Consider the following 22,026-nt stretch of genomic DNA (forward strand, 5'->3'; position numbering starts at 1 on the left):
GTTAGACCGGAATTGGTCGGTAGCTGCCGCGCGCGGCCAGCGGCGCCGGCGCCGCCAGGCGAGGTTGGTTGCGCGGCAGCAGCAGCGAGATGAGGATGCTGAACTGCGCGAGCTGGATGTTCTTCGACGAGAAGCTGACCGAGCTCGCGGCGATCACGGCGATCAGCAGGACGATCGCCCACACCGCGTTGTCGGAACGCCTGATCACCTCGATGAAGAAGCAGACCAACCCGATGGTTAGCGCGGCCGTGTGAAGGACGCCGAACTGCACGATCGATGAAACCCAGAAATTTTCGACACCGTAGTTGAGACCGAGCTGGCTTTGCAGCGCGCTCGCGCGAACCGGATTGGGTCCGAGCAGCAGTTCCTGCCAATCGAAATGCGACAGCAGGTCGAAGGTGGCGTAGCGCGCCAGCGCGCTGCCCTTGTCCGAGGAGAAACGCAGCAGCATCTTGTCGAAGATGCCGAGATCGAAGGCGGCAAAAATAGCGGCGCCGGCGGCGAACAGCGCGCAGATCGCGATGATGGCGGCCGGGAGCGGCACGCGCTTGCCGCGTAACAGCCGCAGCGCTTCGGCGACCGCGCAAAGCGCGATGATTGCCAGCGCCGTGACCAGCGAGGTGCGGCCGCCGAACGCCATCAGCGACATCAGACAGAAGGCGATGAGCGGAAGCCTCAGTACAAGCGGAGGGCAGAGCGCGGGACGCAGCACGAGGGCCATGACATAGGCCGCGATCAGTCCGGAGGCCGTGAGGGGATGGCCGAGCAGCGCCGCCGAGCGCCACTCCCCCGTCACGACGACGTCTCCCAGCGTCAGCGGGATCAGCCGGTGGCCGGAGAGGAACTCGTAATAGCCGAGCACGACGTTCACCAGCACGGTGAAATGAAGTGCGCCGACCAGCCATCTTCGGTGTGCCGGCCCCAGCTCCCAGATCACGAGACACAGCACGATCGGCAGCAGGAAGGTGTCGATGATCACCGTAAAGGGACGCTCGAGCGCGATCACCTGCACCAGCAGAAAGAACCAGCATGCGAGATAGACGAGCAGCAGCTTTGCCCCGGACAACATGCGCTCGATTTCGCCGATTGGGCCGCGGCTGCGCAGCAACAGCAGCGCGAAGGCGAGGAAGGTGAAGTAAGTAGCGGGATGGATCTTCTCGTAGAAGTTTCCGCCGGCCGTGACGTAATGGATTTTCCAGTTGGTCAGGACGGCGGTGGAAATCGTGAACGTGACGGTCACCGCCAGCAGCATCAATCCGGCCGCGAGCAATTCGATGAACCGATCCGATGGCGGACGGGCCGCCGTCGCCGGCGCGCGCCGATGCCGGGGCAGGCCTGCCGCCGCCGAAGGAGGGCGCAGGGGTTGGTTGAATGGTTGGCGCGCGCTCACTTCGCCACCCCGAGGCTCGCGGCACCATACGGCTTGAGATAGGCCGAACTGCGGTAATAGTCATAGAATTGCAGGCGGCTGAGATCGACCTGGGTCAGCACCGTTCCGAGAATGCGGTCGCTGACGGGCGAGAGCAGGTTGATCGTGTGCGAGAGCACCTCGCCCGGCGTCTGGTCCCACGCCAATGCGAGGATGATGCGGTCGGCAAGCTCGGCCAGCGCGCGGCCGTCGACCAGCGGCACCAGCGGCGGCGAGTCGATGATGATCAGCTCATAGCGGTGGCGAAAATAGTCGAGCACATCGACCACCCGCTCGGAAAACATCAGCTCCGTGATGATCTCGACCTGCTTGACCGCGGTCGAGGGCAGAATCGAAAGGCCCGTCGAGCGGTCGGTCAGGATCGCCTGTTCGGGCAAGGCCTGGCCGAGCGCGATCTCGAGCAAGCCGACATCGGCGCGCGGGCACAGGGCGCGGGTCAATTGCGGATTGCGCAAATCGCCGTCGATCAGCAGCGTGCGGATGCCCAGCATCGCCAGCGACTGGGCGAGATTGCCGGCAAGCGTGGTCTTGCCTTCGCTGTCGAGCGCCGAGCTGACAAGGATCACCTTGACCGGTTGCGTGCGCATGGTGCGCTGAAGCGCCAGGCGCACGGCGCGGATCGCCTCGGCAAAGAACGTGCCGGGACGGTCGATCGCGTAGCGCATCAGGGGAGGCTGTAGTGCCGGCGGCAGCAGCTTCATGGTGTTGCGGTCGTAGCGCGCCAGCTCATCGTGTCCGCGGCGGGCCCGCGCCGCGAGCTCGCGCGCGTTAATCGAGGGCACCGCCGCGAGCGCCGGCACGCCCGAAATCGCCTCGGCCTGTTCGAGCGTCTTGATGCGGCCGTCGAGATAGTCGGCAAGGAAGGCCAGCACGGCGCCGGCGCCCAGCCCGAGCATCAGGGCCAGCCCGAGGATCAGCATCGTCTTTGGCGAGGAGGGACGGATCGGGATGCTCGCCTTGGTGACGACCCGCGAATCCGGCATTTCCAGCGTCTCCTGCGCGGTCGTTTCCTTGGAGCGCGCCAGATAGGATTCGTAGAGCGTGCGGTTGGCCTCCGCCTCGCGCTGTAGTTCGCGCAGCCGCACCTGGGCCTGGCCGGAGGAGGTCGAGACGCCCTGCAACTGGTCGAGGCTCTGCTGCAACGACGCCTCACGCGATTTCGCCACGTCGTATTCGTGCCTTGTCGAGTCGAGGATGCGCTTGATCTCGTCGTTGATGAGCTTCTGGGTATCGCGCAACTGCGCGCGCACATTGGCGACCGACGGATGGCGCGCGCCGTATCGGCTGGACAGATCGGCTTCGTTCTTGGCGATATCGGCATATTGCGTGCGCAGCTTGGTGATCATCTCCGATGAGATCGCCGCATTGATGCCGCCGGGATCGCCGCCGGATTTGGAGATCTGCTGCGCCTGATCGTACTTGGCGCGGGCCTCGGCGGTCTGCACCCGTGCGGAGATCAGCTTGTTGTTGAGGTCGGTGATCTGCTGGTCGTTGACCGTAACGCCCTGCGACACCGTCAGATTGTTGGCCGAGCGAAAATCCTCGACCGCCTTCTCGGATGTCACCACCCGCGACTTGAGGTCGTTGATCTGCCCGCCCAGCCAGGTGGCGGCGATCCTTGTTGCTTCGTTCTTGGCGCGGACCTGCTCCTCGAAATAGGCGTCGGCGATGGCGTTGGCGATCGTCGCCGCCTTCTGCGGCGATTCCGAGTTGACATTGATGTCGACGAGGAAGGTGGTGCCCTGGCGCGTGACCTTCATCCGCTTTTGCAGGATCTCGACCGACCGCGAACGGGCGGCGTCCTCGGGATTCGCCCCGTCGCTCGGCCCCTTGCTGCGGAACAGATTTCTGATCGGATCAAGAAGGCCGGGCTTCGGTGCAAACTCGATGTCTTCCGTCAGCTTGAGCTTGCGCACCACGCGCTCGACGATCGCCACCGACTGGATCAGCAGCGTCTGGCTTTCGATCGTGGCATCGTCGGTGCCGAAATTTGACAGCACCGACTGGTTGGTCTCGACCACATTGGCGCGGCGCGGATCGACCAGCACCGTCGAGGTCGCCGTGTACAGCGTGGTGGCGGCCATCACATAGGCCAGCGCGAGCGCGGCCAGCACGACGGGCGGCAGCGCCACCAGGCGGAAGCGGCGGCGCAGGATCCGCGCCAGCTCGCGCAGATCGAATGTCGGATGCTGCCAGCCTTCGGTGACGGGCGGCGGGCCGGGCTCTTCCTGCACCAGATAGGGCGCCGGTTCAAAACTGCGCTGTAACATTCAATCCCACCCGATGTTTGTCGTAGCTGAAGACGGGGACGTCGCTGCTGCGTGCGGTGAACTGGTAATAGGCGGAAATGGAACTGAAGCGGTTGAGCAGGTATTTGACGCGGGCGTCCGACGTCGTGACATTGTCCTTGCGCAATTGTCCGAAGAAGCGGTCGGTCTCATAGCCGGCGCCGAGCGACACGATGACGTTGCGGCGCAGTTCGTAATCGAGGCCGACCTGCACGGCATTGGCGAGCACGCCGGTGGCCGATGTCACCGAGGTTTGCGTGACGAGCTGCTCGGCCTTGACATGGACGTCGAGCAGGCGGGTCGGCCGCCATGTCAATTGGGCGCGATAGGATGGACCGTCGACGGTCCCGATCGTCGGGTCGACGAAACGCTGCTGGACGTAGCCGACGCCGAGCTCGCCGGTCACCAGATTGCCAAGGCCGACAGTGACGCCGGTCAGCGTGCGGTAGCCCTGCGAGTCCAGGGTGTGGCCGGGCAGACCGCGGATGTCGCGCTGATTGCCTTCGACGCCGCTGAACACGCCGAGCACGGACGAGATGGCGTAATCGATCCGGCCGTGCAGCGAATAGATCTGCCCGTCGCGGGCGTCCTGGTTGATGACCGTGCCGTCCTGCGCGCGCGTCGAACCGAAGTCGTAGGAATCGGTGCGAAACCCGACCGACGTCGTGAGCCGGTTGAACTGCTTGCGCAGGGTGACGTCGCCGGAAAGCAGATTGTACGGCGTCGGCGCAATCGCATTGGCAGGCGAGTTCAACGACCCGACGCCTTCGTTGAGATGCGCCACCTGGAAATTGGTGAGGAGGGCAAGATCGTGGGCGATATCGATCCAGGCGTTGCCCTTCAGGCTGGCGTTGGTTTGGTTGAGGCTCGAATTCTCCTTGTAGACGGTCGACTGCGTGTCGAGCTTGAGGTCGATGCCATGCCGCTCCCACAGCGTGTGCGCGCGAAGGCTCGGCTCGAACACCGCCGCCAGATCCGAACGCTTGGCGTTGCTCGACGAGAACACGTTGCTGTCGAAAAAGCCGCCGGTGATCATCGACGGGTTGAACATCCAGGAGCCGGCGCGGATGCCGACGGGCTCATAGCCGGGATGCTGCCGCTGCCGCACGGGCAGGTCCTCCGGCGGAATCTCCTCGCGGCTATCGGGATCGGTGAGGTCGGGCGGCGTTGTCGGCTCGAAGATGCGCTGCGCGTTCCAGGGCGCGGAGATTTCATCGCGGCTCCAGGGAATCGCCTGCGCATTGGCCGGTGTTGATAATCCGAGGAGCATCGCGATCACCGGCGTGGGCGCGACGGCGAGTCCGCGCCGGTCGAGCCGGAGCGCCGAACGTGCACGCGCATTCCCCATTCTTGCCGTCTCCGGCGCCGTCGTTGCGAACGTTGAACTCATCACTCATCTCTTGCGGAAGATTTTTCGGGCGGCGAACGAAGCGGAGCGTTCGCCGATTGCCCGAAAAATCGTCGCGGCTGCACACAAGGACGGCGCGCCTCACGGCGGTTCCGCACGGTCACAACGTTACGGAGCATCGCGCTCGATCATTCAGAAAGACCCTTCCCGCGCCTGCAACGCGCATGCCGCGGAAAAGTTTTCGCGTCGCAAAATTTCTTTTACGCGCCGCAGCATCACCACACTTGCGACCGAGCCGTGTTCGCTGCACTGAATGTCCGCGAGGCGCTAGAAGTAGCGCTCCGGAACCCTGATGTTGTCGCCTGGAAAAACCGGAACGGGAGCATCGAGCGCGTAGGTTTCTTCGACGCCGGTGCCGGCGCGGCGCAGATAAACCTTGTTCTCGTTGGCGCGGTAGGTGAAGCCGCCGGCGCTCGCGACTGCGTCGAGCACGGTCAGCCCGAGGCGATAAGGATACTCACCGCTCTTCTTGACTTCGCCCAAGATGTAGTAGGGGCGGTATGCGATGATCTCGACGTTCACGCGGGGATCACGCACGATTCCTTTCGACAGTGCGGACTTGATCGAACGTTCGAGCTCTCGCGTCGTCGTGCCCGCGGCTTTCATCGGCCCCGCCAGCGGAACCGAGATGTGCCCGCTGGCATCGACCTCGTATTCGCCGGATATGTCCGGCTCGCCATAGACTCGCAACCTGATCCTGTCATTCGATCCCAGCACGTAGCTGGAAGCCGACGGCGCCGGTGCAAGACCTTGAGTCTGCGCCGACGCAGATCCGGCGAATCGCCCGCCGATACCGGACACGATCGCAAGACACAGGATAGAAAGTAACGACAGGGCTGCGATGTGGACCGATCGCTGCTTCATGACTGCATCTCCGCCGATAGAGCGTCGCTTGAAGCCGCGGAGAATAGAAAAGAAAACACGGCGAAAAAATGTGATGCGCAGTTCCATCTGCGTTTAGGTAAACGCGATCACGTCGCCACAATTGGCGCGCGGCTACAGGATCAGGATCGCCGTGCCTTCTATTGCGGCACATGTCAGTGTTCCCGTCTTCCATGCGCCGGTATCGATGTTGATGCGGTTGTGCCTGATGTCGGGATGCGGGACAGGCGTATGGCCGTGCACGATGAACTTGCCGTGGTCATGATCGGAGTCGAGGAACTCGCTGCGGATCCAGATGAGATCGTTGGCATTCTGCCGCTCGATCGCGACGCCGGGACGCACACCGGCGTGAGCGAAGAAAAAGTCGCCGCAGCAGTAGCTGTCCTTCAGACATTGCAGAAACAATTCGTGAGTTGGCGGGAGCACGATATGAAGCAGGCGCCGCAGAGCTGTTGACGTATCGCCTTTGCGCAGTTCGATGCCGTAAGAGGCGAAAGTTTGTGCGGCTCCCAATTGTTGCCACGGTTCGAAATCGATTTCGCTGCGAAGGAAGCGCTCCATCAATGCTTCGTGATTGCCGCGCAGACAGATCGCGCCGTTCCGAATCATGCGGACCGCCAGCGCGTCGATGACCGTGCTGGAATGCGGACCGCGGTCGATATAGTCGCCGAGATAGACTTCGACGGCATACGCAACGGGTCTGCGCCGCAGATCATCGTCGATGCGCGCGAAGGTCTCCATCAGGAGATCGGCGCGGCCGTGAATGTCGCCGACGGCATAGATTCGCGTCTCGGCTGGCGTCGAAGCCGCGATAGGACGCGATGTTGCACGGTGCGGCGATTGCATCGTGCAAGGTTCGACCATGGAACCGTTGCGCGGTCAATCAAGGCGGAAGAATGCTGAGAATCGCATTCTAGAAAAACACGAGTCCGATCATGACGATGATGACGACCCAGGCAATCGCATTCGCCAGGATGATGCGGTTCCGCAATTTGCGATCGCGGGCGTCATGCGGTTCCAGCAGCGGACAATTCGCGGGTTCTGCGATCATCGTTTCCTCCCTGGAAGACTGTTCCGGGGCGGACGACTCGTTGGCTACAGGCGATTCGGTCTTCCGAAGCTCGGCTGTCGTCGGAGAGCTCATGACGTGGTCCCGCAGGAAGGGCGGCGCGCACGCAGGCTACGAGACGTCACTTAGTATTCAATGAATGAAGTCATTCAAAAACAGTTTCTGGAACGCGCGCATCAAAGCAGTCGAAGCGATACCGAGTCTGTTGAAAATCGAAAGCGAATCCATTTCACATCGAAGTTCCAGCACTCGCGTTTCTGCATGGCAGATCGGAATCGCATGCAGCGCAAAAAGCGTGCACCGCTCACTAAGCGCTTTCCAGCAAACGCGATTCACGCATCGTGCAAATAGTTGCATCGTGCATTGCAAAAAACTGTGAGACGATTTCGCTTTGTCGCCCCATTTCGCTCAAAAATTCTGAAAAGCTTTAGCGATAGATACCGCAATGCAATCGTCGCTGCCGCGCGAGCATCGCAAGCGCGAGAAAAAAGCGGCGGGTGAGCGCTGAACGGCGTTCCCGATTGCATGCCTGCAATCAAGTGTTCCAGCAGAGAGCGAGAAAGAGCGAGAGCAATGGCTTCTATCGTCACAGCGCGTTTCGATCAGAACAATGTGAGGCCGCTCTGGCGGGAACGAAATCTGATCTCGATGCGGCCGGTCGAATACGCGGGCGCCAGCGCCTACAGTGCGTACCGCAGCCGGCATCCACGCCGCCTGCGCATTGAACCGGCGGCGTCGATTACAAAGCGCGTGTTCGATATCGTGGTGGCGGGTGGGGCGCTGCTGTTCTTCGCGCCCCTGCTGATCGCGGTCGCGATCGCAATCAAGCTCACCTCGCCGGGACCCGTGATGTTTGTCCAGCGCCGCTACGGTTATCGCAACCGTTCGTTCAGAATCTACAAATTCCGCACCATGCGGACGGACGCCGGCGATATCAGGGGCGTGAAACAGACGGTGCAGGGCGACTCTCGCGTCACCCGGATCGGGCGGATCTTGCGCAAGACCAGTCTCGACGAGATCCCGCAACTGCTCAATGTGCTCAAGGGCGACATGTCGCTGGTCGGGCCGCGTCCGCATGTCCCGGGCATGCTCGCCGCGGAACTGCTCTATGAAGATCTGGTGCCGTATTATTTCCAGCGTCATTGCGCGCGGCCGGGAATCACCGGCCTTGCGCAGGTGAGCGGCTGTCGGGGCTCCACGGTCGAGGCAGGCCGCGCGATCTCGCGCATCGATTACGATCTCCGCTACATCGAGAAATGGTCGCTGGGCATGGACATCATGATCATCATGCGCACGGTCCGCCGGGAATTTCTGTCCGGCAATGCGTTCTAGGCGGCGGAGCGAGCCCATGCACAAGGACAAGTCGATGACGAACGCGCGCGGCCGCATCATTCCTGTTTTGCTGTCCGGCGGCACCGGGTCGCGGCTCTGGCCGATGTCCCGCGAAACCTGTCCAAAACAGTTGCTGTCACTACTCGGCGAAAGAACGTTGCTCCAGCAGACGGCGCTGCGGGTCAGCGATCCCCTGCTGTTCACCGATCCCGTGGTGATTGCCAATGCCGAGCATCGCTTCGTCATCGGCGAGCAATTGCGCGCGGTGGGCATATCGAATCCGACCATCGTGCTCGAACCATTCGGAAGGAACACCGCGCCCGCGGTCACGACCGCTGCGCTGCTTGCCAGCCAGGACGATCCCGACGCGATGATCCTGGCGATGCCGGTCGATCATTGGGTCAGCGATCACGCAACATTCAGGTCCGCGGTCGCCTCGGGCCTGCCGGCGGCGCGGCGCGGGCGGTTCGTGCTGTTCGGACTGCGCCCCACCGCGCCGGCCACCGGATTTGGCTACATCCGCATGGGCGAGCAATCCGCTTCGCTCTCCGACATCAGGGACGTCGCCGGCTTCGTCGAAAAGCCTGACCTTGCAATGGTGGAACGCCTGCTCGCCTGCAACGAGCACCTCTGGAACAGCGGGATTTTTCTGCTCCCGGTCCGGCAGTTCATCGACGAAATCGCCGAGCGCGAGCCGGAAATCATGTCGGCATGCCGCAAGGCGCTGGCCGGCGCCACCCGCGATCTCGATTTTCTTCGCCTGGAGGAGAGTTCGTTCGAGGCATGTCCCTCGATATCGGTCGACTATGCGGTGATGGAAAAGACCGAGCGGGCAGTGGTGGTTTCGGCAGCTTTCGACTGGAGCGACATCGGAAGCTGGTCGACGTTGTGGACGATGAGCGAGAAGGACGAATCGGGCAATGTCGTGGTCGGCGATGCCGTGATGGAGGACGCGTCGAACTGCTATGTGCGGGGCGATGGCCCGCTGGTCGCCGCGCTCGGGGTCGACGATCTCGTCATTGCCGCCTCGAGCGACGTCGTGCTGGTAACGACCCGCGACCGCGACCAGGATGTCGGCAAGCTGGTGGAACGCCTGAAGGCCAACGGTCACCGCTCGGCGACCCAGACCCAGAGCGTGCACCGGCCCTGGGGCTATTATCAGTCGATCCATTCCGGCGAGCGTTTTCAGGTCAAGCGCATCACGGTCAATCCGGGGGCCAAGCTTTCGCTACAGAAGCACTTTCACCGGGCCGAGCACTGGGTGGTGGTGAACGGCACCGCGATCGTCACGCGTGACGACGAGGAGATCCTGCTGCGCGAAAACGAATCGATCTTCGTGCCGCTCGGCTGCACGCACCGTCTGGAGAATCCGGGCAAGGTGCCGCTCAACCTGATCGAGGTGCAGTCCGGCACCTATCTCGGCGAGGACGATATCGTGCGCGTGCACGATATCTATCAGCGGGTCTGAGCGCTCCGGCCCGGGCCGGCAGTGCCGCCCCCGCTATCTGCTACAACGCACCAAACCGGGAAGATCGCGATGAATGCAACGCGACATGCCAAGAACCTGTTGAAAGACGCGTTTCCCTCGCTCTGGCTGCATTGGCACTTCATGCATCGTCCGAAATCGGCGGAGCGGGAGCTTTCCTATCTCGGCAAGGTCGTGCCTCCGGACGCCGTCACGGTCGATGTCGGCGCGAACTGCGGTTTGTACACGCGCAAGCTGGCGCGGCTGTCCAGGCAGGTCCATGCCTTCGAGCCGTCGCAGCAGATGGCGAGATTGCTGCGGCGGACCTCCGCCGCCAATGTCAGCGTTCACGAGATGGCGCTGTCGGATCATGAAGGCGAGGCCGATCTGTTCATCCCGCAAGGCGAGGGCGGACTAGTCCACGGTCTTGCCTCGCTCGAACCCCGGATGATGTCGCCGCGCGAGCATGTGGTCTCGGACCACGTACCGATCGCGCGGCTCGATGAGGTCATCCGTCAGGATGTCGCCTTCGTGAAGATCGACGTCGAAGGGCACGAGCTCAGCGTCCTCAACGGCGCCGTCGGCCTCGTCGAACGCTGCCAGCCGGTATTTCTGGTCGAAGCGGAGGACCGTCACCGGGCGGAGGCGACGCGATCGGTGTTCGAGTTCTTCCGCCATCGGTCCTACCGCGGTTTCTTCCTCCGGGACGACGCCGTCGTCGCGGTGGAGGAATTCCGCACGGAAGACCTTCAGGACGCCGAGGCGCTGGAGGCGGATGGCGGCCGCAAGGCAGGCCAATGCTACGTCAACAACTTCTTCTTCTTTCCGCCGCATCTCGACGGCGAGTCGATTCTCAATAGCTGATCAGCGTCCGCCATCGGCGCGGACTACAAGGACAAGGTGATCGATGCACATTGCAATGGTTGGCGCCGGCTATGTCGGGCTGGTATCGGGAACGTGCTTTTCCGACTTTGGGCACCATGTCGTCTGCGTCGACAATGACGAAGACCGGATCGCCGCCCTCAAGCGCGGCGAAATGCCGATCCACGAACCCGGGCTGTCCGAGCTGGTCGCGAAGAATGTCGGGCAGGGCCGCCTTGCCTTTGATGGCGACCTCAAATCGGCCATCAGCAAGGCCGACGTCATCTTCATTGCGGTTGGAACGCCCTCACGCCGCGGCGATGGCCATGCGGACTTGTCCTACGTCTATGCGGCAGCCCGCCAGATCGCGGCGGCGCTTCCGCCATCTGCGGTCGTGGTCACCAAATCGACCGTGCCGGTCGGCACCGGCGACGAGGTCGAGCGCATCATCCGCGAGGAGAATCCGGGCGCCGTCTTCTCGGTAGTCTCCAACCCCGAATTCCTGCGCGAAGGCGCTGCTATCAGGGACTTCAAGCATCCCGACCGGATCGTGATCGGCACCGAAGATGCGCGGGCGAAAAGCGTGATGACCGAGGTGTACCGGCCGCTTTATCTCAATGCGCCGCCGGTGCTCTTCACCGACCGCCGCACCGCGGAATTGACGAAATATGCGGCCAACTCGTTTCTCGCGACCAAGATCACCTTCATCAACGAGATCGCGGATCTGGCGGAAAAGGTCGGCGCCAACGTGCAGGAGGTGGCGCGCGGCATTGGCCTGGACAACCGCATCGGCCCGAAATTCCTGCACGCCGGTCCCGGCTTTGGCGGCTCCTGCTTCCCAAAGGACGCGATGGCGCTGATCAAAACGGGCCAGGACAACGAATCGCCCTTGCGAATTGTTGAGACCGTGGTCGCCGTCAACGACCAGCGCAAGCGCGCGATGGCGCGCAAGGTCGCCAACGCGTTCGGCGGCAATCTGCGCGGAAAATCCATCGCCGTGCTCGGCGTGACGTTCAAGCCCAACACCGACGACATGCGCGATGCGCCGTCGATTCCCCTGATCACGGCGTTGCAGGACATGGGCGCGGACGTGCGCATCTACGATCCCGTCGGAATGGAGCAGGCGAGGCGGGTGTTCGAGAACGTCGCCTTCTGCCGCGACCCCTACGATTGCGCGCGGGGCTGCCATGCCCTCGTCATCGTCACCGAATGGGAGCAGTTCCGCGCGCTCGACCTGAAGGAGATGGCCTCCATCATGACCACACCCGTCATCGTCGACCTCCGCAACATCTATTCTCCGGAGGAGGTAATGCGCAGCGGATTCCATTACACCGGCGTCGGCCGGCCGAAAGCGCTGGCGTATTAGCCAGCGCCGCGACGGCAGTTCATTCGAGCGTGACCTTCGCCGTCTTGGCGACCTCGCTCCATGCCTTCAGGTCATTCGTGATGCGGCTGGTGAATTCGGCCGGCGAATTGCTGGCAGCTTCCGTCGCCAGCGCCCGCAGCCGTTGGCGGACCTCGGGATCCTGCATCGTAGTCTTCGCCTCGGCCTCGAGCTTGCCGACGATTTCCTTCGGCGTGCCCTTGGGCACGAAGAGTCCGGTCCAGAACACGGCTTCCGCCCCGGTCACGCCGGCCTCGGCCATGGTCGGCACATCGGGCAATTCGGCAAGGCGGGTCGTCGAGGTCACTGCGAGCGCGCGCAACTTGCCGTCCTTGAGCAGCGGCATCGCCGGCAACGTATCGACCATCGAGGCCGTCACCTGGTTGCCCAGCACGGCCATGACGGAGTCATTGCTGCCGCGGTAGGAGACGCGCTGCATCATCGCCCCGGTCCGCAATTTGAAGAGCTCCGCCGCCAGCGTAAAGGTCGGCGAGGCGCTGGCGTAATTCGAACTGGAGGGATTGGCCTTCGACCAGGCGACGAGATCCTTCAGCGTCTTGTGCGGCGAGTCGGCGTTGACGATGAGCACCAGCGGAAACGTGCCGAGGATGCTGACGGGCTCGAAATCCGCCAGCGTGTCGTATTGGGCCGGTGCACCGATGGCGGGGCCGACGACCATGGCGCCGCTTGCGCCCACCATCAGCGTATATCCGTCGGCGGGCTGGCTCTTGACGAAGGCCGCGGCCACCGCGCCGCCGCCGCCCGGCTTGTTCTCGACCACTGCGGGCTGTCCCAGCGATTTCTGTAGCTTTTCGGCGAGCAGGCGCGCCACGATGTCATTGCTGCCGCCCGGCGCAAAGCCGACGACGATGCGCAGCGGCCGGTTCGGGTAATCAGCCTGCGCGAAGGCTGTTGCGGGCAGCGCCGCGAGCACGCCAAGTGCCGACAATCCAGCGAGGCACGAACGCCGCGAATACATCATGATAACATCTCCTTCACCAGCCACGCTTGCGCGGAAGCCTCTATCGCTCTCTAGCCGGCCTGCACCAGCGCTCTCATCTTGTTCGATTCGCGTTCGAGAAACGCGGCAAAGTCCTTCGGACCCAGATAGCCTTCGACGCAGGCAAGGTTCTTCACGCGCGCCTGATAGGCGGCGTCGGATTGCGCCTTCTGGATATGGCCCGCGATCTGCTCGACGATCGCAGCATCCATTCCCGCAGGGCCGAGCAGGCCGAGCCAGGCGGTAACCTCGAAATCTGGAACCGCGCTCTCCGCAATGGTCGGAATCTCCGGCGCCGGTTCGACGCGTTTCGCCGACGTCACGGCGAGCGGGATCACCTTGCCTGCCTTGATGTGCGGCGCCGCCCCGGTCAGGTCGACGGAAGCCATCTGGATCTGGCCTCCAAGCAAGTCGGTCATGACGGGTGCGCTGCCACGATAGGGCACATGCACGAGATTGGCGCCGGTGGCTTTCTTCAGAAGCTCGACTGACAAATGTTGCGCTGAATTGGTTCCGGTCGATCCGAAGGAAATCCCACCCGATCTCTGCTTGGACTGTGCGATCAATTCCGCAAGGGTGCGAAATCCTGCCTCCGGGTTGGCCACGAGAACGAGCGGTATGTCGATCAGCTTCGCGATCGGTGTCAGCTCCTGGAGCGGTTTGAAATTGACGGCGAGCTCCGGAACGTGGGGATTGATGACCAGCGCACCCGGCGCACCGATGCCCAGCGTATGCCCGTCGGGCGCCGAACGCGCGAGGGCAATGAGGCCGATCGTGCCGCCGCCGCCGGCCCGGTTGTCTACCACGACGGGCTTACCGAAGGCTTCGCCGAGTTTTTCGCCGACGAGGCGCGCGATGCCGTCAGCCGAAGCGCCGGGCGTAAAAGGAACGATGATGGTGAGATTGCGGGACGGGAAACCCTGGGCATAAGCGAGGGTCGGGGCAAACAGCCCGGCACCCAAGAGAGCACGCCTTGAAAGCATGATGAACTCCATTCCCGAACTCATTGCGGCTGGAAGTTGATGGAAGCAAGCAGCGCGGCGTTGCGCTTGACGTCATTGGCGATGAAGCGCGAAAATTCTTCCGGCGTGCCGGCGACGGGCTCGAAGCCGAGACCCTTCAGCTTTTCGATGACGGCGGGCTCGCGCATGGCCTCGGTCAGCGCGGCGTTGACGCGGGCCACGATCTCCTTCGGCAAATCCTTCGGTCCCCAGACGCCATACCAGGACGAGAACTCCAGCCCCGGCAAGCCGCTTTCGGCCGCGGTCGGCAGATCCGGCATCGCCGCACTGCGCTTGGCGCTCGCAACCGCCAGCGCCTTCAGTTGACCCCCCTGCACCAGCGGCATCGCCGTGATCATCGGGTCGATCATCAGCTGAACCTGCCCGCTGAGGAGGTCGGTCAGCGCCGGCGCCGAACCGCGATAGGGGATGATCTGTAGATCGAGCCCGGTGAGCTTGTTGAATTCGAGCACCGCCAGATGATTGGCCGCGCCAAGCGCCGACAGTCCGAAGCGGAAATCCTCCGGCTTCTTGCGGATCGCCGGCAATGCCTCCGCGATGGTCTTGCCCTGCACCGCGGCCGGATTGGCCAATACCAGCAGCGGACCTTCGCCATAGCGCGCAATCGGGGTGAAATCGCCGACGGGGTCGTACGGCACGGCCTTGACCACCTGGCGTCCGAGCACATGAACGCTTGGTGCTGCGAGAAAAGTATAGCCGTCCGCAGGAGCCTGCCGCACCATTTCCGCGCCGATCGTGCCACTGGCGCCTGACCTGTTCTCGACGATGACGGTCGCGCCCAGCTTTTCCTGCATTTTCTGCGCGGCCAGCCGGCCCATGAAATCCGCCGGCCCGCCGGCCGGATAGGGAACGACGACGCGGATCGTTCGATTGGGCCAATCCTGCGCCGCGACAGGGCCGGCAAGAAACACGGCCACCAGCAAGGTGAGCCAACGCATCACGATCAAGCTTCTACGGATGTCGTGTGTCATGTTCATTCTTCAGTTCGTGCGCGGCGGAGGTTCGCCGAGCGGATTGGCCGGCGCAGGCCGTCCCGGCGCGAAGGGCGGCGGCATCAGGCGCAGCAAGTGCCACGGGCTTGGCATCGCACCGACACGGGCTTCGATCAGGGTAGGGCCGCCGCGCCCGGCGTGGTCGCGCAAGGCTTTTTCGAGTTGCGCGGGCGCATCGGCGGACACGCACGGAATCTCGAAGGCCGAGGCGAGGCGGTCGAAATGCGGATTCTGAAGTTCGACGCCGTATTCCTGTCCGAACTGATCGTGCTGCATCCTCCGGACATTGCCGAAATGCCCGTCATTGAACACGACGATCGCGGCCGCAATGTTGTACTTTCGCGCCGTCGCCAGTTCCTGCAAATTCCAGCCGAACCCGCCGTCGCCATTGATGCTGACGACCATTCGCCCGTTGCTGCCGAGGGCCGCGCCAAGCGCGGTCGGAAAACCGTAGCCGAGCGTGCCCTGATAACCCGGCGTGAAGAACGTGTTCGGCTGATAGACGGGATAGGCGATGCGGGCGAAGTAGCCGACCTGAGTCAGTTCGTTGACGAGAATCCCATCATCGGGGATGGCGCTTCGCAGCGCCTTCAGCCAGGCGCCCTGCGGCTCGATCTCACGCATTTGTTCGGCCGCCCATTTCCTGACAGCACCGAGATCCATCTTCAACGGCGGTCGCTGCGGCGCCGCCCGTTCGAGCTGCTCGAGCGCCAGCCTGCAATCGCCCTGGATAAAGACATCGGCGCGGCGCGGCGTGGACGCGACCGCAGCGTCGGTGTTGATATAGACATAGCGCGCCGCATCGGACGGCCAGGCCGGCTTGCCGAGCGCAGTATCGACGAAGCGGCTGCCGGCGACGAACACGAGATCGGCATGCGGCATGACCGCGCGGCCTTCCAGCGCGTTGAGCGCCAGCGGATGACGGTCGGAAAGCGCGCCGCGTCCATTCTCGCCCATGATGACGGGCGCCTGGATGCGCTCGGCGAATGCTGCCAGCGCATCCGACGCGTTCGCTGCCAGCGCACCGCCGCCGACATAGATCGCCGGCGTCCGGCTCGACGCAAGCAGCTTTGCCGCCGCCGCAATCTGCTCCGCCGATGGGGCGAGCGGGTTCAGCGCGTGATCAGTATCCTCCAGGTCGAATTCCGCAGCCGAGCTCAACACGTCATGCGAAATTTCGACGGCGGCCGGCTTGGGTCCGGCGCTGCGCAATTGCGCAAACGCTTCGGCGATGGTCTTCGGCACATCCTCCGGCCGGCTGGCGCGGCCCTGCCATTTCGTGACCGACGACAGGATGCCGGTCTGGTCGCGCACCTCGTGCAGCAATCCCAGATTTCTTCCGACGTTGGCGGAGAAAATGTCGCCCGCGATACAAAGCACGCGCGAATTGCAGGCATAGGCTGTCGAGAGTCCCGCCATCGCGTTGAGGACGCCCGGTCCCGGCACGACGAGGCAGACGCCGACCTTGCCGCTCGCGCGGGCATAGCCGTCCGCCATGTAGGAGGTGGATTGCTCGTGGCGCGTGCCCACGAGCCTGATCTGGTTGGAAACCTTGCGCAGCCCGTCGATCGCCCAGTCGAGCTGAACGCCGGGTACGGCGAACACGATCTCGACACCCTCGCGCGCCAACTGGCCAGCGAGCGCGTCTCCTCCTGTCTGACGACTCATCGGGAATTTTCCCGCAAATTTTACCCCTGCATTCTCGGGTGAGGGCCCGTCGCATTTAGAGGAATTCGAGATCGATGTCCACGAGTATTGAAATCAGTGTCCATCTGATGGACACTGCAATCGGTCGTAACGCGACATCGTCTCGCAGAATTGAAGGGAACGCCGCTCGAATGGCCAGCGATGACACAAAGGACGAAGGCGGCGCCTCGACGGTCCGCGCGGTCGACCGCGCCATCGCCATCCTGCAATGCTTCACCGCCGACAAGCCGGCGCTCAGCGTGCTCGACATCCAGAAGCGCGTTGGCCTCAGCCGGCCGACGCTTTATCGCCTGTTACAGACGCTGGGCGCTTCCGGCCTGATCAAGGCGGAAGGCGATCCGCAGCGTTTTCGCCTCGCGCATGGCGTGATGGAGCTTGCCCATGTCTGGCTCGCGGGGCTCGACAAGGTCGATGTCGCCCGGCCGATTCTCGAACAGCTTCGCGAAAGCACCGGCGAGACCGCCGCCCTGTTCGTGCTGCGCGAGCAGAAGCGCATTTGCGTGCTCGAGCTGGAGAGCCACCATGCGCTCACCATCGCCCGCGGCATCGGCGATACCGGCGACATCACCCTCGGCGCCAGCGGCAAGGCGATCCTTGCCTTTCTCGATGAAAAGCGGCGCGATGCCATTCTCGATCAGGTGATAAAGCCCCGGCGTGCCGAACTTATGAAGGCGCTGGAGGTCGTGCGCAGCCGGGGCTATGCGGTCAGTCATGGCGAAGTCTTTGTCGGCGCGGTGGCGCTCGCGGCGCCGACCTTCAACCACAATGGCGAGGTCGCCGGATGTCTCGGCGTGTTCGGCCCGAAGGCCCGCGTCAAGGACGCGGACATTCCGCGCATCGGTGCGCAGGTGATGCAGGCCGCCAGCACGATCTCCGAACAATACGGTTATCGCTCCGAAAAGAGCGTCGGCGGCAAGCAGCCGAAGCCACGGCCGGATCGCAAGGCGCGCGGGGTCGCGTAAAACGGTTTGCGTTGCTAGAAGCGCTGCACGAGAAAATCGTCGGTGAACTCGCCGAGCGATACCTTCACCGGGATTTCCCCTTCGACGCCGAGCTCGATGATATCGGATCCGGATTTGCGTTCCGGAGACGTCAACAGTTCGATGCGCTCGGCAATCTTCTCCGCCTGCCAGGCGTTCAATCCCCAGCGAAATCCGTCGCGCTCCTGCTTCATTCCGAAATCGCCGGCATCGCCCTCGATCGGCACAAGATGCAGCGTGGTCCTGGATTTCGCGGCGGTGAGCTGTTCACGGACGTCCAGCGGCCGCGGGTTTCCGGCGAACGAGCGCAACAGATCGGCGAGTGTCTGCAAATCCTGCCGTTCTCCGAGGAAGAGAAACATCGGGTTGAAGTCGCTGGGCAGATAGTCGTAACGAAGCATGGGCATCCTCTTCAGGACGTCGCGCCAAGAACCTTCACGATGTCCTGCGCATGGCACAGCTCCACGGTGCCGACTTCCGCGGGGCTGTCGGGAGCCTCGATCAGCCGCACCTCGACCCACATCCCATCGCCCATGTTTTCGGTGACCTCCGCAACGATTTTCCGCGTCAGTTGCAGGCGGTCGCCGGGCCTCAAGGTCATCAGGTCGATCATGGCTTGGCCTTAAAAGAACGTGCTCAGGTTCTTCGCCAGCAGCACGTTCTGGTCCAGCAGGATCTCGCGCCGCGCGATCTTCCAGCCATCTTGCGTTTTGCGGATCAGGTCGGTGCGCTTGCCGACAAAGGTGTAGGTCTCGTACTCGATGCGGTTTTGATAGACAAGGAAGCGGCAGCGCACCTCGACCTCCCGCGGCTCGTCGAGCGAGGGCGTCACGCGCAGCACCTGTACATTGCTGACCATGTGGCAGACGCGCGATAGCGGCTCTTCGGCATAATGCACGCCGGTCAGGATCTGGTCGACCCGCTTGGTCAGCGTCCACTTGTCCTCGTCGAACCAGCTTATGCCCGAACCTTGCCGGGTGTTTTCCCGCTGCGCATGCTGGCCGAATTTCACGTTGCGCCGGATCGGCATGAAGTAGGTGATGTCGTCGGCCAGCAGGTTCAGCCAGTCGCGGAACTGCCTGTTGTCGAGCAGGTCGGCTTCCGCATAGAGGAAGTCCTCCATGTCGGCCTTGAGACGGTAGTAGGCGTCGTTGCGTGGCAGGGCAGGGGATGCGGCCTGCGCCGCGTCGGCAGTCAACAGGTTGGCGCTCATGCCTTTTCTCCCTGGCTGATTTTGGGCTTCGCCGGCACCGGTCCGCCCTGATGGGCAAAGCAGCCGACATCGATCACTGTTCCTGAAATGGCTTCGGCTTCGGGCGAGATCAGGAACGCGATCGCATTCGCAATATCGTCACCGGTCGCGGGTCGGCCCGCCGCGGTGCCCGGCGCGCCCTGGCCGAGCCGCGAAGGATCGCCGCCAACGCGGCCGAGGCTCATGCCGCTGACGATGCCGCCGCCACCGGGCACGACGGTGTTCACGCGAATACGATGATGCAGGAAATCGTAGGCCATCGCAGTGCTCAGCGCGAACACGCCGCCTTTGCTGGCGCTATAGGCCGCCATGTTGGGCTTGCCCCATCCGGCGCCGGAGCCGACATTGACGATCGCGCCGCCGCCGGACTTGATCATGTGCGGAAGCACCGCGCGGCTGCACAGATACGGACCCTTCAAATTGACCGCCATGATGCGGTCGAACGTCGCTTCGTCCGTATCAAGCACGGTGCCGAGCGGTCCGATCGCCGCGTTGTTGACGAGCGCATCGATCCGTCCATGCCGCTTCAGCGTGGCTTCGACGACCCCGGCAACATCCTTCGGATTGGAAACGTCTGCTTCCATCAAATCCGCCTGTAGCCCGCGCTCCTTCAATTCGGAAGCAAGCCCCGGAATCGCAGCCGCGGCGATGCTCGAAATCTGCGGTGCCTCGAGACCGAAGGACACGACCGAATGCCCGAGCGCCGCGAGGCGCAACGTGATCGAGCGGCCGATGCCGAACGTGCCGCCGGTGACGATGACGACGCGCGGCGAACTCATTCGGCTGCCCTCTGCGCCAGACGGTCGTTGCCGCCGAGCAGTTCATCCCAGTCGCCGCCGCCCATATAGGTCTTCCAGCGCCGGTAATAGCCGCGGGCGATTTCCTCCGTCACCTGTAGGCTGACGGTGCCGCCGAGGGTGGCGTGGTCGCGCGTCCAGGCGCCGAGCGACTGCTGATAGTTGAAGGGATAGCGGCGCGCGACGGTGCCGACGCTGGCGGAGGTCGCATAGAGCCAGTTCTCCATGTCGTCCTGCTCGGTCATTCCAGCCGGACCGGAATAGCGCATGTAGTAGCGGCGCAGATAGTCCTTCACCTCTTGCGGCGCATCCGCGTCGACCAGGAAGAAGCGCCAGCCTTCCGTCGTGGTCGGGCTGTGCGGATGCCAGGCGCAAAGGCCGCGCGGCTGCCGTCCGTGATAGGAGGTGTTGGGAAAGATCGTGCCGACGAACGGCATCAGCCGCGCCTGCTCGCCGAGACGGCGCTTCCGCTCCTCGAAGCAATGGCGGAAATATTGCTCGAGCACGGGATTGTCGAGGAACGACTCGATGTACTCGTTGTTCTCCGGCTGGATCGCGCTGTGCACGCCGTGGCCTTCCGGAAAGCTGATCCAGACGTGCTGCGCCTTTTCCAGTTCGTCGTCGCGGCGTCCTTTCTTGCCGGAAGCGGCGCTCGGGCCGATGCCGATCAGATCGACCGAACGATGGCTGGGGTTGTGATAGGTATCGCCGAGGAAATTTTCCGCCGCGAACTTCCAGTTCGACGGAAACACCCATTTGTGCACGCCGATTACTTCGGAGCCGCCTTCGCGGCCGTCGCGGCAATCCAGCGCCTGGTCGAGATGGACCTTGGCATCGCCGAGATAGGTGAGGAAGTCGGGCGCGTCCTTGTCCCAGGTCGCCCAGACCGTGCCCTTGTAGATCGCCAGCTTCGCGACCGGGACCAGCGAATTCGCGTCGCGATCCAGATTGGCCTCATAGAGCGACCGGTATTGCGGAACGCCCTGTAGTTTGCCGTCGGTGGTGTAGGTCCAACTGTGATAGGGGCAGGTGAAGATCGAGGTGTTGCCCTGCTCGTAGCGGCACACCTTCATGCCGCGATGCCGGCACGAGTTCAGGAACGCGTGCACCACGCCCTTCTTGTCCCGGCACAGGATGACGGACTCTTCACCCATCCGCGTCGTGTAGAAATCGCCGGGATTCGGAATCAGGCTTTCATGGCCGATAAACAGCCACGCCCGCGTGAAGACCTTGTCGAGCTCTTCCTTGTAGAGATCGGGATCGACGAAGATTTCGCGGCTGATGAACCCCTGCTCGGTGTCGACAAGTTTGGCGACATCATCGAAGCGGCTCCTGGTTGCCATCGTCGTTCTCCGTCCCTGTGCGGCGATTCCCCAAATGTCCACTGTGCGGACATCTGTCTCGAATTTTTCTCCAGCCACCTTTCCATGTCAAGCGGAACTGCCCGGTCGCCGCCGCGGGGCGCCATGCAGCACTGTTGGGGCCCTCAGATGCGCTGCGCGAAAAACCGGATTGCCGAGTAATCTCAAGCTGATTTGGATCGTCCAGATCGCCAAGCAAAATATTTCGCTTTACAATTCTGAAAATCAGAAGTATAACTCTTGCCGTCTCGTGCCCACCATGAGGGGCGTATCGCCATCGTCACGACACGTGGGGCGCGGGATTGTGATGGACGCGGCGATCCAAAGGCGAATGGGTCTCTGGCGTACGGTCAAGTCGTGTGGTTCTGACGCCGCGATGCTGGCGTTAAGCTCGTGAGAAGCTCGCGCTTCTCAGGGGTGACGGTGACAACGAGCTCGCCCCACCGGGAAGATCACGAAGTAAGCCGTAACACCATTGCGCAGGGGATGTCGGAGTGTTCTCCGCTTCACCTGTATGCTCGTGTGCACCTTTTTGTGCTTGCGCATCAGGCGCACGAGACCGCGGGTGCAGCGCGCACCCGGCACCCCTGCGCCCTCTCTTCGGAGAGGAGCAACGAATTTGCAAAGCTCGGATGCTGATTGCATCGCGAGAATATTTCCGCTCGTCATTCCGGGGCGTGCGGAGCACGAGCCCGGAATCCATAACCACGGGCCGTCATTGCTTCTAAAGAAAGCCGTTGACCATCTCGTACAACAACGACCGTCACAGCGTATGGATTCCGGGCCCGCGCCAAGGG

The 22,026-nt window shown here is 63.1% G+C and carries 20 protein-coding genes; 5 read left to right on the forward strand and 15 right to left on the reverse strand.

Annotated features, from left to right (window positions below):
- Nucleotide 1: 1 nt before the first annotated feature.
- The 6 genes from JQ628_RS00545 to JQ628_RS00570 form a co-directional block, all read right to left on the reverse strand.
- Nucleotides 2–1,390: a VpsF family polysaccharide biosynthesis protein gene (locus JQ628_RS00545; RefSeq protein WP_349628000.1), complete on the reverse strand. Its 1,389-nt coding sequence runs from the start codon at nucleotides 1,388–1,390 to the stop codon at nucleotides 2–4.
- Nucleotides 1,387–3,699: a Wzz/FepE/Etk N-terminal domain-containing protein gene (locus JQ628_RS00550; protein ID WP_212217590.1), complete on the reverse strand. Its 2,313-nt coding sequence runs from the start codon at nucleotides 3,697–3,699 to the stop codon at nucleotides 1,387–1,389. The genes JQ628_RS00545 and JQ628_RS00550 overlap by 4 nt, the downstream gene beginning before the upstream one ends.
- The gene (locus JQ628_RS00555; protein WP_249127378.1) at nucleotides 3,680–5,107 is read right to left on the reverse strand and encodes an outer membrane beta-barrel protein; all 1,428 of its coding nucleotides are present in this window, start codon (nucleotides 5,105–5,107) and stop codon (nucleotides 3,680–3,682) included. The genes JQ628_RS00550 and JQ628_RS00555 overlap by 20 nt, the downstream gene beginning before the upstream one ends.
- 285 nt (nucleotides 5,108–5,392) lie before the next feature.
- A complete protein-coding gene (locus JQ628_RS00560) occupies nucleotides 5,393–6,076 on the reverse strand; it encodes a polysaccharide biosynthesis/export family protein (RefSeq protein ID WP_249127379.1) in 684 nt (227 codons plus the stop codon).
- A gap of 45 nt (nucleotides 6,077–6,121) precedes the next feature.
- Nucleotides 6,122–6,853, reverse strand: coding sequence for a metallophosphoesterase family protein (locus JQ628_RS00565; protein ID WP_212217593.1), 732 nt, complete (start codon nucleotides 6,851–6,853; stop codon nucleotides 6,122–6,124).
- 67 nt (nucleotides 6,854–6,920) lie between these two features.
- Nucleotides 6,921–7,058 (reverse strand): hypothetical protein, encoded by a 138-nt coding sequence (locus tag JQ628_RS00570; RefSeq protein ID WP_212217596.1) that lies wholly within the window; start codon nucleotides 7,056–7,058, stop codon nucleotides 6,921–6,923.
- Nucleotides 7,059–7,649: 591 nt separating this feature from the next.
- Here JQ628_RS00570 and JQ628_RS00575 point away from each other — a divergent pair.
- The 4 genes from JQ628_RS00575 (at nucleotide 7,650) to JQ628_RS00590 (ending at nucleotide 12,100) form a co-directional block, all read left to right on the forward strand.
- Nucleotides 7,650–8,408 (forward strand): sugar transferase, encoded by a 759-nt coding sequence (locus JQ628_RS00575; RefSeq protein ID WP_212217599.1) that lies wholly within the window; start codon nucleotides 7,650–7,652, stop codon nucleotides 8,406–8,408.
- Nucleotides 8,409–8,424: 16 nt separating this feature from the next.
- Complete coding sequence (locus JQ628_RS00580; RefSeq protein ID WP_249127380.1) at nucleotides 8,425–9,876, forward strand: mannose-1-phosphate guanylyltransferase/mannose-6-phosphate isomerase; 1,452 nt, start codon at nucleotides 8,425–8,427, stop codon at nucleotides 9,874–9,876.
- Nucleotides 9,877–9,945: 69 nt separating this feature from the next.
- Nucleotides 9,946–10,737, forward strand: a complete 792-nt coding sequence (locus JQ628_RS00585) for an FkbM family methyltransferase (protein ID WP_212217601.1) — start codon at nucleotides 9,946–9,948, stop codon at nucleotides 10,735–10,737.
- 43 nt (nucleotides 10,738–10,780) lie between these two features.
- Nucleotides 10,781–12,100 carry a UDP-glucose dehydrogenase family protein gene (locus tag JQ628_RS00590; protein ID WP_212217603.1) on the forward strand — a complete coding sequence of 440 codons (1,320 nt, stop codon included), beginning with the start codon at nucleotides 10,781–10,783 and terminating at the stop codon, nucleotides 12,098–12,100.
- 19 nt (nucleotides 12,101–12,119) lie between these two features.
- Here the strand turns inward: JQ628_RS00590 and JQ628_RS00595 are convergent, their stop codons facing one another.
- Genes JQ628_RS00595 through JQ628_RS00610 form a run of 4 tightly spaced genes read right to left on the reverse strand, consistent with a single transcriptional unit; the run spans nucleotide 12,120 to nucleotide 16,800 of the window.
- Nucleotides 12,120–13,100 carry a Bug family tripartite tricarboxylate transporter substrate binding protein gene (locus tag JQ628_RS00595; RefSeq protein ID WP_212217605.1) on the reverse strand — a complete coding sequence of 327 codons (981 nt, stop codon included), beginning with the start codon at nucleotides 13,098–13,100 and terminating at the stop codon, nucleotides 12,120–12,122.
- Nucleotides 13,101–13,150: 50 nt separating this feature from the next.
- Nucleotides 13,151–14,101 carry a Bug family tripartite tricarboxylate transporter substrate binding protein gene (locus tag JQ628_RS00600; protein ID WP_212217607.1) on the reverse strand — a complete coding sequence of 317 codons (951 nt, stop codon included), beginning with the start codon at nucleotides 14,099–14,101 and terminating at the stop codon, nucleotides 13,151–13,153.
- 20 nt (nucleotides 14,102–14,121) lie between these two features.
- Entirely contained in the window at nucleotides 14,122–15,111 is a 990-nt protein-coding gene (locus JQ628_RS00605; RefSeq protein ID WP_212217609.1) for a Bug family tripartite tricarboxylate transporter substrate binding protein, read from the reverse strand.
- A 9-nt stretch (nucleotides 15,112–15,120) separates the two neighbouring features.
- Complete coding sequence (locus JQ628_RS00610; RefSeq protein WP_212217611.1) at nucleotides 15,121–16,800, reverse strand: thiamine pyrophosphate-dependent enzyme; 1,680 nt, start codon at nucleotides 16,798–16,800, stop codon at nucleotides 15,121–15,123.
- A 170-nt stretch (nucleotides 16,801–16,970) separates the two neighbouring features.
- Between JQ628_RS00610 and JQ628_RS00615 the strand changes: the two genes are divergently transcribed.
- Complete coding sequence (locus JQ628_RS00615; RefSeq protein WP_212217614.1) at nucleotides 16,971–17,801, forward strand: IclR family transcriptional regulator; 831 nt, start codon at nucleotides 16,971–16,973, stop codon at nucleotides 17,799–17,801.
- 14 nt (nucleotides 17,802–17,815) lie between these two features.
- On the opposite strand, the gene JQ628_RS00620 is transcribed toward JQ628_RS00615, so the two are convergent.
- From JQ628_RS00620 to JQ628_RS00640, 5 genes are read right to left on the reverse strand one after another with little or no spacing between them, the layout of a single operon-like run.
- On the reverse strand, nucleotides 17,816–18,220 hold the full coding sequence (locus JQ628_RS00620) for a hypothetical protein (protein ID WP_212217617.1): 405 nt from the start codon (nucleotides 18,218–18,220) through the stop codon (nucleotides 17,816–17,818).
- Nucleotides 18,221–18,231: 11 nt separating this feature from the next.
- Entirely contained in the window at nucleotides 18,232–18,432 is a 201-nt protein-coding gene (locus JQ628_RS00625; protein ID WP_249127381.1) for a hypothetical protein, read from the reverse strand.
- A 9-nt stretch (nucleotides 18,433–18,441) separates the two neighbouring features.
- A complete protein-coding gene (locus JQ628_RS00630; protein WP_212217621.1) occupies nucleotides 18,442–19,032 on the reverse strand; it encodes a 3-phenylpropionate/cinnamic acid dioxygenase subunit beta in 591 nt (196 codons plus the stop codon).
- A complete protein-coding gene (locus JQ628_RS00635; protein WP_212217644.1) occupies nucleotides 19,029–19,850 on the reverse strand; it encodes an SDR family NAD(P)-dependent oxidoreductase in 822 nt (273 codons plus the stop codon). The genes JQ628_RS00630 and JQ628_RS00635 overlap by 4 nt, the downstream gene beginning before the upstream one ends.
- Nucleotides 19,847–21,211, reverse strand: coding sequence for an aromatic ring-hydroxylating oxygenase subunit alpha (locus JQ628_RS00640; RefSeq protein ID WP_212217647.1), 1,365 nt, complete (start codon nucleotides 21,209–21,211; stop codon nucleotides 19,847–19,849). The genes JQ628_RS00635 and JQ628_RS00640 overlap by 4 nt, the downstream gene beginning before the upstream one ends.
- Nucleotides 21,212–22,026: the final 815 nt, after the last annotated feature.

Source organism: Bradyrhizobium lablabi (assembly GCF_018129385.1).
GTDB lineage: Bacteria > Pseudomonadota > Alphaproteobacteria > Rhizobiales > Xanthobacteraceae > Bradyrhizobium > Bradyrhizobium lablabi_C.